Source organism: Pseudarthrobacter sp. H2 (genome assembly GCF_050157045.1).
Classification (GTDB): domain Bacteria; phylum Actinomycetota; class Actinomycetes; order Actinomycetales; family Micrococcaceae; genus Arthrobacter.
Window position 1 is genome coordinate 3,290,904 of sequence record NZ_CP189594.1, and the last position, 13,025, is coordinate 3,303,928.

The 13,025-nt window shown below is 67.2% G+C and carries 13 protein-coding genes; 5 read left to right on the forward strand and 8 right to left on the reverse strand.

All coding sequences use genetic code 11. The annotated features are described in order from the left end of the window. Window positions 1-218: 218 nt before the first annotated feature. The 6 genes from ACQCSZ_RS15365 to ACQCSZ_RS15390 all read right to left on the reverse strand — a co-directional run bounded on the left by ACQCSZ_RS15365 (window position 219) and on the right by ACQCSZ_RS15390 (window position 7,066). Window positions 219-1,958 (reverse strand): CocE/NonD family hydrolase, encoded by a 1,740-nt coding sequence (locus ACQCSZ_RS15365; RefSeq protein WP_427004598.1) that lies wholly within the window; start codon window positions 1,956-1,958, stop codon window positions 219-221. Further along, window positions 1,951-2,919: an MBL fold metallo-hydrolase gene (locus ACQCSZ_RS15370; protein ID WP_427004599.1), complete on the reverse strand. Its 969-nt coding sequence runs from the start codon at window positions 2,917-2,919 to the stop codon at window positions 1,951-1,953. Before ACQCSZ_RS15370 ends, ACQCSZ_RS15365 begins: the two co-directional genes overlap by 8 nt. Beyond that, window positions 2,916-3,854 carry an alpha/beta hydrolase gene (locus ACQCSZ_RS15375; protein ID WP_427004600.1) on the reverse strand — a complete coding sequence of 313 codons (939 nt, stop codon included), beginning with the start codon at window positions 3,852-3,854 and terminating at the stop codon, window positions 2,916-2,918. Before ACQCSZ_RS15375 ends, ACQCSZ_RS15370 begins: the two co-directional genes overlap by 4 nt. A 4-nt stretch (window positions 3,855-3,858) precedes the next feature. Next, window positions 3,859-4,986 (reverse strand): FAD-dependent oxidoreductase, encoded by a 1,128-nt coding sequence (locus tag ACQCSZ_RS15380; RefSeq protein ID WP_427004601.1) that lies wholly within the window; start codon window positions 4,984-4,986, stop codon window positions 3,859-3,861. A gap of 67 nt (window positions 4,987-5,053) precedes the next feature. Continuing rightward, on the reverse strand, window positions 5,054-6,007 hold the full coding sequence (locus ACQCSZ_RS15385; RefSeq protein WP_427004602.1) for a phosphotriesterase: 954 nt from the start codon (window positions 6,005-6,007) through the stop codon (window positions 5,054-5,056). Window positions 6,008-6,055: 48 nt separating this feature from the next. Then, window positions 6,056-7,066, reverse strand: coding sequence for a phosphotriesterase (locus tag ACQCSZ_RS15390; protein WP_427004603.1), 1,011 nt, complete (start codon window positions 7,064-7,066; stop codon window positions 6,056-6,058). A 318-nt stretch (window positions 7,067-7,384) separates the two neighbouring features. On the opposite strand from ACQCSZ_RS15390, the gene ACQCSZ_RS15395 reads away from it, so the two are divergent. Genes ACQCSZ_RS15395 through ACQCSZ_RS15415 form a run of 5 tightly spaced genes read left to right on the forward strand, consistent with a single transcriptional unit; the run spans window position 7,385 to window position 12,346 of the window. Next, window positions 7,385-9,106, forward strand: a complete 1,722-nt coding sequence (locus ACQCSZ_RS15395) for an MFS transporter (protein WP_427004604.1) — start codon at window positions 7,385-7,387, stop codon at window positions 9,104-9,106. A 52-nt stretch (window positions 9,107-9,158) separates the two neighbouring features. Then, complete coding sequence (locus ACQCSZ_RS15400) at window positions 9,159-10,331, forward strand: cytochrome P450 (protein WP_427004605.1); 1,173 nt, start codon at window positions 9,159-9,161, stop codon at window positions 10,329-10,331. Next, complete coding sequence (locus ACQCSZ_RS15405; RefSeq protein ID WP_427004606.1) at window positions 10,328-10,522, forward strand: ferredoxin; 195 nt, start codon at window positions 10,328-10,330, stop codon at window positions 10,520-10,522. Before ACQCSZ_RS15400 ends, ACQCSZ_RS15405 begins: the two co-directional genes overlap by 4 nt. After that, window positions 10,519-11,703 carry an NAD(P)/FAD-dependent oxidoreductase gene (locus ACQCSZ_RS15410; RefSeq protein ID WP_427004607.1) on the forward strand — a complete coding sequence of 395 codons (1,185 nt, stop codon included), beginning with the start codon at window positions 10,519-10,521 and terminating at the stop codon, window positions 11,701-11,703. The genes ACQCSZ_RS15405 and ACQCSZ_RS15410 overlap by 4 nt, the downstream gene beginning before the upstream one ends. Before the next feature lie 28 nt (window positions 11,704-11,731). Beyond that, window positions 11,732-12,346, forward strand: coding sequence for a TetR/AcrR family transcriptional regulator (locus ACQCSZ_RS15415; protein WP_427004608.1), 615 nt, complete (start codon window positions 11,732-11,734; stop codon window positions 12,344-12,346). On the opposite strand, the gene ACQCSZ_RS15420 is transcribed toward ACQCSZ_RS15415, so the two are convergent. Then, a complete protein-coding gene (locus tag ACQCSZ_RS15420) occupies window positions 12,241-12,723 on the reverse strand; it encodes a UTRA domain-containing protein (RefSeq protein WP_427004609.1) in 483 nt (160 codons plus the stop codon). The genes ACQCSZ_RS15415 and ACQCSZ_RS15420 overlap by 106 nt on opposite strands. Continuing rightward, on the reverse strand, window positions 12,686-13,024 hold the full coding sequence (locus tag ACQCSZ_RS15425) for a GntR family transcriptional regulator (RefSeq protein WP_427004610.1): 339 nt from the start codon (window positions 13,022-13,024) through the stop codon (window positions 12,686-12,688). The genes ACQCSZ_RS15420 and ACQCSZ_RS15425 overlap by 38 nt, the downstream gene beginning before the upstream one ends. Window position 13,025 lies beyond the last annotated feature (1 nt).

Genomic DNA, 13,025 nt, shown 5'->3' on the forward strand with positions numbered 1-13,025 from the left:
AGTTCCTTTCACCAGGGAATGGGTTCTCTGGCAACAACTGCGCGGCGCCTGCAACTATTCCATCTGAGACTCGGATCACTAGGTGCCCCACGCCATCAGGACGCCTTAAACACCTCAGGCCGTGACGTCCAGTGTCAGCCTGAACGTCACGGCCTGAGGTTTTCGACAGTCACCCAGCTTCGAGACGTGCCAGTTGCGAAACGGGCGTCTCGATGGGGTCAGTCCGCCTGGTCTTCCGCCGCCTTGCGCGTGGTGAACGGCAGGACGAGCCGGGACTGGTGGGCGGCGTCGCGGTAGATCTTATGGGTGACGGGCCGGCCCACCGGTAGGTGGAAGGCGTCCGGCGGGAGCAGCGCGTTGTGCTCGTCGGCCAATGGCTCGCCGTTGGACAGTTCCACCGTCAGGACGTGACCCGGCTTGAACGTGTTCGCGAACGGGTAGAGGCGCAGCACGTACTCCTCGATCTGCCCCGGCTCCACCGGCACGGAACGGGTGTGCGGATGGTACGGGTTGCCCTCGCTCGTGCGCTCGTCGAGCTCGCGGTGCGAGGCCTTGAGGTAGCCGGTGGTGATGAGCTGGCGCTTGCCGTTGGGGGCGGTGTCCCAGAGGCGCATGATGAAGTTGGTGTCGACCTGGTCGATTTCCGCGAAGATGTGCGCAGCACCGGTGCCGATCAGCTCCGTGTCCTCCTCGAAGGGAGGGGTGGACCAGCTGATGATCTCCACCTTGTCGGTCACCGTCAGCGGTGCCTGGTAGAAGCCGTCCGGGGCGGCGAATTCGACGCCCATCGGCTCGGACTCCGGGGACAGCCTGCCGCGCGGGCGCAGGTACAGCGACTTGTACTCGATGTCCTTCGGCGGCCATTGCTCGGCTGTCACGTGCTCACGGGAACCCTCCACGAAGACGCTCACGGCCGGCTCGTCCATCACGCCGTTCTCGATGCCCTTGATCCAGTAGTCGTACCACCGGAACATCTTGTCGTGCTCCTCGATGAAGGGGCGTGACTGCATCGGCGGGTAGGGGCCGATGTCCAGCTTCTTGGGGCCCTGGAGCTCATTGAACAGCTCGATCGTGCCGTCCAGGGTCCAGCCGCGGCCCTGGTCGAGCTGCAGGTAGACAGGGATGTCGATGTTCGGGGCCAGCGTGATCGGGTTGCGCTCCTCGTACCAGTCCCCGTCCAGCTCGTTCATCACGATGTCGAACCAGGCCTCGTGGTTCTTGGGGTAGTTCAGCACGTGCACCAGGTTAGGCCACGCGGCGAAGTCCGGATCCTGCAGACGCTCAGCGACGAGCTTCTTCAGCTCCTCGGGCGAGTACTTCTCGATCATGCGGGACTTGACGTTGTCGGTGAACGCCCAGCCGGAGTCGCCGCCGCGGCCCTCGCGCGCGGCACGCGGCATGAACCACATGACACCGCCGTGGTAGGTGGTCTCGTAGAAGTCGTAGTGGCCGCCACTGACGAAGATCGCCTTCAGGTGCGGCGGGCGCTCGGCCGCTGCCAGCACCTGCATGGAGCCGAAGTAGGAGATGCCGACCATGCCGACGTTGCCGTCGCACCATGGCTGCTCGGCGACCCACTCGATGAAGTCGTACGCATCCTGGCCGAGCGAGACGCCGCCGGCGTTGTAGTTGCCGATGTGCTCGCCGCCGGAGTGGCCGGAGCCGCGCAGGTCGCCGATGACGTGTGCGTAGTCCTCCTTGACGATCCGGGCGATGTCGCCGGCCTCGATGCAGCCGTCCCACATCGGGCTGGGACGCCGCTGCGGCGGCGTGGTCAGGGCCAGGGCCTGCAGCTCCTTGCCATACGGGCTCAGGGCCACCAGCGCCGGCCGCGGCTTGTCCTCGGTTCCGTGATAGGCGTCCGCGGCGAGCTCGACGCCGTCCCGCATCGGGACCCGGAGGTCCTTGCGGACGGCAATCTTCTCCCCACCGGCATTCAACATCTTAAAGTCATCCATGGGTGCGTAGCTCCTCATCCTTGGTCAGGTGGTCAAAGGTCGTGCGGTAGCCGTGGAGCGTCGTGAAGAACGGGGAAGGCTCCAGGCTGGGGTCCCCCGCGTAGCCGAGTTCCTCGGCAACGCGGGCGAAGGGCGAGTATGGCGAGTCCGTCTCCTGCAGGCCGTCGAGCAGGTACCGGCTGGCGGCGTCGTCGATCCTTGCCTCGAGGTCAAGGCTCCCCTGCAGGGCATTCCGGGCCGCCTCGCGGTCCAGCTCGACGCCGAACGGCACGCCGTCCGCACCCCGGTACGGGTGGCCCAGGTACAGGTGCTGCGGGCGGACCTCGTCGCGCAGGTACTGCAGGCTCGAGCGGTAGGCGGCCGGATCCTCGTAGCCGGGGAAGCCGTTGGCGGCACCATGGATCTGCACGGCGTCGCCGACGAAGACCGACTGCTGCCCGTCCACGACGTAGGCCACGGATCCGGCCGTGTGGCCCGGGATGTGGTGCACGGAGACGGAGACGTCCCCGCCCAGGGAGAGGGTCTCGCCGCCCATCACCAGCATGGTCGGCTCCATCTCGCCGGAGATGACATGGTTCGCTGCCTTCAGCTGCTCCTGAACGCCGTCCGGGTTATTGAGGTACTGCTGGCGCACGTCCACGTACTGGTCAACGTGGGCGCGCCGGGAACGCAGCAGGGGCGCGTCGGCCTCATGGATCACGACTTTGGCGCGCCGGCCCGTGAGCTCCCACAGGGCGTGCGCACCGCCGAGATGGTCGATGTGGCCGTGGGTCAGCAGGATCCAGCGCACGTCCTCGATGCGCCGGCCGAGCTTCTCGAGCGCGGGGACCATGCCCTCGGCGGGCGACGAGGCGATCCCGGTGTCGACAATGGCCGGCTCGGGAGCGTCGATGAAGAAGCTGTAGAGGCCGAAACGACCCCAGGGCGACACCAGCGGATGGACTTTCACTTCTTGCGTCATCGTTCTCTCCTCCGGCTGCGGTTCAGGAAGTCTCCGGTCTCCTGGAAGGCCCGGTAGTACTCCGGGATCCAGGAGAAGTGCTGGACGAAGCCGTGGCCGGCGCCGGCGTAGCGGCGGACCGTCGCGTGAACGCCCGCCTCGTTCAGGCGCTGGCCGTAGAGTTCGCCCTCGTCGCGCAGGGGGTCGTGCTCGGCTGTGATGACCAGGGCGGCTGGCAGGCCGGCGAGGTCCTCGCGCTTGATGGGCGAGACCAGGGGATCCGCGGGATCCGCCCCGCTGTCGAGGTAGAAGGAGTTGAAGGGCAACAGTCCCGCCGTCTCCAGTCCGTACCCCGTCGCGTTCTCGCGCAGCGAGGCGTAGCGGTCGACGTCGAAGTCCAGGTCCAGCGACGGGTAGAAGAGGACCTGGTGCGTGAGCCCAAAGAACCCGTCATCGTGCGCCTTCGCGGCGACGGCGGCCACGAAGTTGCCGCCCGAGCTGTCGCCCGCGATGGCGAGGTTCTTCCCGTCCCAGCCCAGGCTTTCACCCTGCTCGGCGGCCCAACGGAGAACCCCGTAGCAGTCGTCGAGGCCGGCAGGGAAGGCGGCCTCGGGGGCCAGGCGATAGCCGACAGAGATGACCTTGTGGCCGGTCTCCTTGGCCAGGGACCGCGCGACGTGGTCGTGGGTGTCCAGGCTGCCCAGGAAGAACGCACCGCCGTGGAAGTACACCAGCAGTCCGTACGCGTCGGCGTCGATCGGCGTGTAGATCCGCACGGGCACCTCGCCCGACGGCGTCTGCGCGGTCATGTCCTCGACGGAATGGAGCGGCAGGCGGTCCTCGAGCGGGGGGACCTGCGCGGCCTCGCCGGCGCGCAGGGCCTCCGGGTTAAGCGGTGAACCGTCGGGCGCGGGCAGGGTGGCCAGGATCTTGGCGATTTCGGGATGGATAGTCATTGTGTCAGGCCTGCGACGCGGCGGCGGGCTTCTGGGACGTGGGCTTCTGACCGGGGAAGACGTCGTTGACCTCGTCCTCGGTCCAGCCCTGGCGGGAGATGCGCTGCAGTTCGTCCGTGACCGGTTTGCGGGTTGCCTGGAACAGGGCCAGGGCCTCCTTGACGGAGTCGGCCTGCGTGAGGGCGTCGGCGAGGGCGCCGGCGTCCTCGATGGCCGAGTTCGCGCCCTGGCCCTGGTGGTGCAGCATCGAGTGGGCCGCGTCGCCCATGAGCACGACGGAGTCCGTGTGCCACGTGTCGACCGGGTCGATGTCGTAGACGGCGCGGATGTTGACGGTGTCCATGTCCAGGCCGCGGGCGATGTTCACGATGCGCTCGTCGAAGCCGTCCACGGTCGCCACGAGGTCTTCCTTGGTGATCTTGGGCACCCAGGTGCTGTCCGGGCTCAGGGCGGTGATGTCGAAGGACATCTGGTTGCGGTGGCGCAGCGGGAGCAGGTAGACCTTCGTGCCCCTGCCCATGTACATCCGGAGGTTGTCGTCGGTGACCATCCCGTGGGCGTCGGCGGCGGAGATCACCACGCGGTAGGCGTGCTCGCCGGAGAACACCGGGCCCTTGTCGCTGAAGAGCTGCTCGCGCACCACGGACCTGATGCCGTCGGCACCGATGACCAGGTCGGCCTCGGCGGTCTCGCCGTTGGCGAAGGTCAGGACGGAGGTCTCGCCCTTGTCCTCGAGGGTCTCCAGCTTGTGGCCGAGCCGCACCATGCCCTCGGGGAGCACGCCGAGCAGGGCGTCGATGAAGTCGCCGCGGTGGATCAGGTAGGTCTGGGTCTCCTCGCCGAAGTCGGGCCAGGTGTCCTTCATGATCGGCTCACCGGTGGCCGTGAGGATCTCGAAGTAGTCGCTCGGGGAGCTCACCTGCGCGATCGCGTCGAAGATCCCCCACTGGCGGAACCGGTGAATGGTGGCAGGACGCAAGCCGATGCCGGCGCCGACCTCCCCCATTTGGGGCGCCTGTTCGTACACCGTGACGTCGGCGCCGAGCAGGCTCAGGGCCTTGGCCGCCGCAGCGCCGCCGTACCCGGCACCGATGATGGCGATTTTGAGGTTCTTGATTTCCGAAGCCTTCATTGTTTTTCACTTTCTTGACCCAGGGCGTGCCTGGAAGATCTTGGTGTGTGGTGGTGTGTCGGGTGGATCAGGCGTGAAGCGACAGGAAGTCGGCCGGGTTGTCCTCGAGCAGGAGTTTGAGGGTGGCGTCGTCGATGCCAGCCGCGCGCATGTCGGGGATCATGTCCTCGAAGATGTAGTTGATGGTGTGGCCCTTCACGCCCGGCCAGCCCAGCGGGCTGCAATTTGCGTCGGCCGAGACGAGGAGCTTGTCCGCATAGCCTTTGTTCACGAGGTTTACGAAGTGCTCCATGCGTTCGGCGCGCTTGCGGCCCCAAAACGGCGGATCCGGCAGCTCGAGGTCGTAGCCAAAGGTGTCGAAGCCGATGCGGCCGCCCTGCTCGTAGATCCAATCGTGCGGGGTGATCGGAGCGTTCAGGCCGTCGTCGGCGTGGCCGAAGAGCACGCGGTCCAGCGAGAGGCCCTCTTCGTTGAAGATGGTCACTGCCGGTTCGGGGTCGATGGCCAGGTGGGTCAGGATCGGCGCGCCGGTGACGACGGCGGCTCGGGCCGCGGCCCGGTAGATGCGCTTGTCCAGTTCCGTCATTCGTCCGCCGCGGCTCACGCCGACCTTGATGACGCCGGCCTTGGCGCCCGTGTTGCCGATGCCGACGGTGATCTCGTGGATGAACACCTTCGCGAGGTAGTCCACGGTCGCGCGGGAGAAGTGCGGCAGGGCGGTGTCGCCGCCGACGAAGCCGGTGCAGGCCACGATGTGCACGCCCGTCTTCTGGGACAGGGACTTGTAGTAGTCGACGTCGCGGCCGTTGCAGATGCCCGTGGCGTCCACGAAAGTACCGCCGCCGTATTCGCGGAATTTCCGCAGCTTCGGCACGGTTTCCTCGTAGGCCTGCTCCGGCGTCTTCCACCACTTGGTGTCCAGTTCGGATCCGGGCATGCCGTAGCCGATGTGTTCGTGGACCGCCACGATTTCCAGTTCTTCGGCCGGGATGGTTCCCAGCACGGTGTTGACCTTGGTCATTCGTTCACCTCAGGGTTCGAAAGCTTGTTGTGGTGGGCCGACGCGTGCTTAGCGCACGGTCAGCAGGTTGCGCGGGTTGTCCACGAGGATGCGCCGTGCGTCTTCTTCGCTCAGTCCGTGGGCCTTGAGGAAAGGCACGAACGTGTTCAGGACGTGACTGTAGGGCAGGTTGTACTCCGGCAGGCCCTTGGCCACTCCGATCGAGTTGCCCGAAAGGATGATCTTGTCGGCATGGCCGGCCTTGACGAGCTCGAGCACCAGTTCGGCGCGATCGTGGTCGGTGAGGTAGTCCGCGTGGTCGTTCAGGCCCACGTGGTCGATGCCGACGAAGGCTCCGCGGCCGGCCACCTCGAGGGCGGAGCCGGCGGCGTCCTTGCGGTCCAGGTCGCCGACGAGCACGCGGTCGGCCCCGATCTGCTCATCCAGGACGATGTCCAGATCGTGCAGGGCATCGGCGCCGAAGCGGATGGAGACCGGGACGCCGGTGGTCTTGGCGGCGCGGGCGGAGCCGCGGAACAGGCTTTCCTCGGTGGGGGTCATGCCGGCGCGGTCGGCGATGGTGGCGACGATGCCAGCGGCGGCGCGGCGCTCGACCCGGGGAATCACCATCCCCTCAGTGACCTCCTTGCCGAAGAGATCGCCGAACTTCTCGGCGGGCCACGGGATGGGCGGGTTGGTCTGCGGCGTCAGGAAGTATCCGCCGAGTTCTTCTTCCGGGCCAAGGCCCGTGGAGGCGACGATGTGGACGCCGGTGGAGCGGGACAGTGCCTCGTAGAGCTTGAGGTCGCGGCCGTGGAACATGCCTGTGCTGTCGACGATCGTCTGCCCGCCGTGCTCGCGGAAGTCGGTGAGCTTCGCGGCCAGGGCCTCGAAGATCTCCGCCCGGTCCATGGAGATGTCGGGGGCGTACTGGGCGCCCGGCAGCACTGACAACAAGGCCTCATGGACCGCGACAACTCCCAGTTCAGAAGCGGGGACCGGCCCCAGGACCGTGTTGACGGTGTGCCCGGCCTGGGCATGAAAGGCGTCACCGGTATCGACGTGTGTGGTGTGACTCACTTGGCTTCTCCCTTGGAGATTGGGTACTGAATGCAGGGGCGCCGCGGAGCCTGACCGTACCGTCGCTCCCTTGCGGTGTAGCCAGCATCACATATTCCTTTACACCGTGTCAAGCAAATAGTCGGAACGTACAACTAGCAGCCACCACAACGCTTACGAAGCCAACGCTCCGTAAATGCTCTTGACATTGCGTAAAGGTTTGCACCACACTGTGGGGAGCGCCACATCTTTCCTCCGGCCCATGCCGGCTCTTACCCGGTAGAGCACCAGTCCTGGCGCGTCACCGGAGAATCGACCGGAAACAAAGGAGTTTCATCGATGAGTCAGACCATTAAGGTGTCGAGCGCAGGCTCGGTACGGGCCACTTTCGTGGCCGCCTACAGCGCGGTCACGCTCGCGCAGATCACCAACGCCCTGCCGGGCGCCCTCAGCGGCACCTTTGCCGCGGAATTCCACACCTCGGGCGCGGGCCTGACCTGGATTGCCGGCATGTTCTTGATGGGCATCGTGGTGTTCGAGCTCAGCTGGGGGCTTCTGGGCGACCTGTTCGGACGCAAGAAGCTGCTGTACGCCGGCGCGGCGTTGAGCGTCGTCGGCTCCGTCCTGGTTGCGCTGGCGCCGACGACCGAGATGATGATCTTCGCGCAGGCGGTCGGCGGTATCGCGGCGGGCATCCTGTTCCCCATCTCGCTGTCCATGATCGCGGCGATCACCCCGGACCATCGGGCGCGGGCCCGGGTCATTGCCACCTGGGCCGGGTTCCTGTCGCTCGGCGCGGTCATCTCACCCGTGCTCGCCGGCCTCACCGCCCAGTTGTTCACGGTGCCGGGCGCCGGGCCCGGCGCGCCGAACGTGTACAGCGGCTGGCGTGTGGCCTACCTCGTTGCGGCCGCTCTCGCCGTCGTCGTTCTCATCGTCGCACTGCGGGCGAAGGACTCCGCAGCCGCCGGGGGACGCAAACTCGACCTGCCCGGCCAGTTCACCCTCGCGCTCGGCCTCATCGCCATCCTTTTCGCGACCGTCCAGGCTGTCGATTCGGGCTTCGGCTCCTGGGAAGTCGTTTCGGGCTACATTGGCGGCGGCATCCTCTTGGTCGCCTTCGTCGTCATCGAGATACGCACCAAGCAGCCGCTCATCCACCTCTCCCTGTTCAAGAACAGCGCCTACTCGATCACCGGCGTCGTCGCGGTCACCGGCATGTTCGCCTTCCTTGCGATCTGCTTCAGCACCAGCGTCGCCGTGGGCGGTCTCGCGCTGGCCGAGACCTGGAAGGTCGGCGTGCTGTTCGTCTTCATCCAGGGCCCGGCGTTCGCGTTCATCCCGGTTGTGGGGTGGCTCATCCACCACGTAGCGCCGCGCTGGGTGCTGACCTCGGGCTTCGCCCTCATGGCGGTCTCCGGCTTTTGGCTTTCGACATTCTCCCTCGGCACGCCGGAAGCCTTCGGCGGCACCCCGTGGACGGCGTTCATTCCGCCGCTGCTGCTGCTGGGCATCGGATTCGCGCTCACCGTTGGCTCCGTCACGGCGGTGGCGATCAATACCGTCCCACCCCAGCACATCGGCATGGCCTCCGCGACGACGAACCTCCTGCGCGACCTCGGCTTCGCCCTCGGCCCGGTCATCGGCTCGGCCATCGCGTTCGGCTTCGGCGCCTCGATCTTCGCGGGCCCGCTCGGCGGGATCCTCGGCGGTGCTGGGCTGCCCGCCAACGCCGTCGCCGGGCTCTCCCACGTGCCGCCGCTGGGATTCCTCTCCGGCTGGGATGGCGTGATCGCGCAGTTCAGCGGCCAGGCAGCGGCCGGCGGAGCACCCGCCCAGGCCGTCGACGGCATGGTCCAGGCCCTCACCGCCGCGCAGCAGCAGATTCAGGGCGCGGCGGGTGCCTCCCTAGGCCAGGGCTTCCAAACGGTTTACCTCGTCGCCGGCATCGCGGCGACGATCTCCGCCATCCTCACCCTCTTCATCTCCGCAGGTTCCTCGGCGCCCACGCCCGATGCCATCGCGGAGACCACCGAAGCCAACGCCGAGGTCGCCGTCTAAGACTGACGGCCTCCGGCCCCGACCGAACCCCTACCACCGCAAGGAGAACACCGTGACTGCACCCATAGAATCAGACATCGACATCTGGGATGACGACATCCTTGTCGACCCCTACCCCACCTATGCCTCGCTCCGCGAGCAGGCCGCAGTGGTCCACCTGCCCAAGAATGACCTGTATGTCCTGACGCGCTACGACGTCATCCGGGACGCACTCGGTGATCCGGAAACCTTCTCGTCCACCAGTATCGGCTTCAACCCCATGGTGAACGAGGCGCTGCAGGGCACCTCGCTTGCCTCCGACCCGCCAGTGCACACCCAGCTGCGCGCGACGCTGTCAGAGAACCTCACGCCCCGCGCCCTGCGCGGCCTGAAGGTCAATATCGACGAGAAGGCGGACAAGCTCGTCGCCGGGCTCGTCGCCGACGGCAGCTTCGAGGCCGTCGACTCCCTGGCGCGCGCCTTCCCGCTCGAGATCGTCGCCGACCTCATCGGCTTCAGCGGACACGTCAAGGACAACATGCTGCGCTGGGGGCAGGCCGCGATGCAGGTCATCGGGCCGATGAACCACCGCACCCAGGAGAGCTTCCCGATCGCCGGCGAGCTCTACGGCTGGTGCTCCTCGGTCACCGGCGACGACCTCATTCCCGGCTCGATCGGCCGCGGAATCTTCGACGCCGAGACGCGTGGCGACATTCCCGAAGGCGCCGCGGGGCACATCATCCACCAGTACCTTGGGGCCGGCGTCGACACGACGATCGCCTCGATCGGGAACATCGTCGCGCTGTTCGGCCGCCACCCGGAGCAGCTCGAGCTCGTCCGCGAGAACCCGGAGCTCGTCCCCGCAGCCTTCGCCGAGGTGCTGCGCTACTGGGCCCCGGTGCACATCTGGGGCCGCACGGCGACCCGCGACGTGGAGATCGACGGAGCGACGGTTCCCGCAGGCGCCCAGCTGGGCATCCTCTTCGGCGCCGGCAACCGCGACCCACGGCACTACGAGAATCCCGACGCCTTCGACGTGACACGCAACCCCGTCGACCACCTCTCCTTCGGCTACGGACCCCACGGCTGCGCCGGCCAGGGCCTGGCGAAACTTGAAGCCCACGCGATCATCGACGCGCTTGCCCGCCGGGTGAAAACGCTGACGATCGCGGACGAGGTCCGGGTGCCGAGCAACATCACCCGGAGCCACGAGAAGCTCCAGATCGCCAAGGTGGTGGCCGCATGAGGATCGAACTCGACCGGCCGCGCTGCGAGGGACACGGCCTCTGCGAAGAAGCCGCGCCCAAGCTCATGCACCTCGATGATGACGGCGAACTCATGATCGATGTCCCGGAGGTGGACGGGGCCGACCTCGACGCCGCGAAGGCGGCGGTAAGGGTCTGCCCCGTCGCCGCGCTCCGATTGGCGGCGGCATGACGATGCGCCGGATTGTCGTCGTCGGCAACGGCATCGCCGGGCTCACGGCATGCGACTCGCTGCGCTCGGCCGGCTTCGACGGCGAGCTGACGGTCGTCGGCGCCGAGCACCACCACCCCTACAGCCGCCCCGCCCTGTCGAAGGCGCTGCTGCACGGCGACGATGGCCTGCAAGCACACGAGCTGCCCGAGCCGACCCACGAAGCGACCGAGCTGCTCGGCGTTAGCGCCTCAGGCCTGGACATCGACGCCCGGGTCGTACGGCTCGACGGGGGCGGCGAACTGCCGTATGACGGCCTCGTCATCGCCTCCGGTTCCCGGGCGAAGCGCCTCGCTACGGGGCCGCGACACGACGGCTCTGCCCGGGAGCTCACCCTGCGCACGATCGAGGACGCGATCACGCTTAAACAACGCGTCGCATCGCGCCCCTCGGTCCTTGTGGTTGGCGGCGGACCGCTCGGCATGGAGGTCGCGTCGGGCTGCCTGCACCTTGGCTGCGAGGTCACGCTCATCTCCGACGTCAAGCCCCTCTCGCGCCAGCTGGGCGACCATCTGTCCGAGAAATTCACCTCGGCCGCCGCCCGGCGCGGACTGCGGGTCGTTGGCGGCGGGAAGGCCCGTCTTATCGACTCCGATGCCGGGACGCGGGTCGCTCTGGCCGACGGCACCGAGCTGGAGGCAGAGCTCATCGTCACCGCCATCGGCGACGAGCCGAACATCGACTGGCTGTCCGGCTCGAAACTCCTCGTCGACGGGTCGCTGCGCGTCGACACACGCGGCCGGCTACGGCCGGAGATCGTTGCCGCCGGCGACGTGGCGTTCTTCCCGACCCTCCGCGGGGTAGAACGGGTGCCCCTGTGGACGAGCGCCATCGAACAGGCCAAGGTCGCGGCCGTCGGCCTGCTCAAGGGCGACGCGGCGCCCGAGTTCAACTTCCAGCCGTACTTCTGGACCGAGGGCTTCGGTCTGTCGCTCAAGTCGGTCGGCTTCACGCCGGTGGTCGGCGCGCCCGACTACTGCGAGCCGGGCGAGGACCGGGAGTCGATGCTCCTGCGCTGGGAGAACAAGGACGGCTCCGGGACCGCCGCGGCGATCAACTACCGGATCCCCATCCCGAAACTGCGTCGACTGGCCGACGCCGGTCCGGCCGCACTGCGTCCGGCGGCGCCCGCCCGGGTCTGAATCCGCACACCACCGTTAGGATTGACCGATGTCGTCACTCCGAGAAGCCCAGAAGAAGCTCACCCGCGACATGATCGTGGAGCGCGCACTTGAGCTCTTCACCGAGAAGGGCTACGCCGCGACCACCATCGACGAGATCGCGGCGGCCGCCGGCACCACCCGAGTTACCTTCTACGCCTACTACCCCTCACGCAGTGATCTGATGAGGGATTTCATGGCGCGCGTCAACGCCGTGCTGGACCGTGCGGACGGCCCGGAGAGCGGCTCCACGGCGGCCGACCTCGTTGACGTGGTGCGCGCAGGCGAGCTGCCGGGCATCCTGGCGTGGCTGGAGTCGCGGGCGGTGCTATGGCCGGTCTTCCGCCCCTACCTCGACGTGCTCGACGAGGCCGCCGCCGTCGACCGCGAGGTGCGCGCGATGGTCGAGGGATGGCATGAGGAGGTCATCTCCGACCTGGTCCGCGGCATGCAGCTGGCCGGGCGCTTCTCGGAGGAAACGCACCACATCCGCGGAACCCTCGCCTTCACCTCACTCGACTACGTGGCTACGCTCTGGACTCGACGCAAGTTTGAACCAAACCGCGAACACGCGCTGGAGGTACTCGCCGATAATTGGTACCACCTGCTCTGCGACGAAAGCTGAGGGGCCGCCGCCGCTGTCAGCTGGCCCTGGTGAACGGCAGGACGAGCCGGGACTGGTGGGCGTCGTCGCGGTGGACCTTGTGGGCGCCGGGCCGGCCCACCGGGGCAGGTGGATTTCCTGCACGGCAGCCGACGGCGGCAACGGACTTTCGGTCCTAAGCCGACTTCACTGGTTTGTACTGAAGCGGTATTTGAACTTCTCCGCTTGGTGCACTGCGGAGCGCCACCCCGCGGGCCGGTCACCCGTCGTGAAGAGATTGTCTCGATGACGAGCAACGGGCTCCCCTTGCTCACACCGAAGGTCGCCGCAAGGTCGGCGGTTGCCGCCGTCGCCCAAGCTTCATGCTCGGCCCGAACGAGCGTGATGCGGCTCCACACGCTCTATGCCGGAGACCTTCCCTGTCGGATGAAAGTCCGCTGTCGGAGAGGTATTGGTACAAAGCCCCCAAGCGCACGTCGGCCGGTCGTTGTACCCCGTGTGCCCATGACCGGGAACGTCCCTTTGCCTTGCTTTCTGTAGACGTAACCCCTCGCTGGCAAGCTCCTGGAGCGCCTGGCGGATGGGCGCCCGGCTGACGTCGAATCGGCTGAGCAGCTGCGCCTCGGTCATCGGCTTCTCGGGATCCGCGATTCCCTCGGCGACCTCCCTGCGCAGAATTTCCTTGATCTGCCGACACATG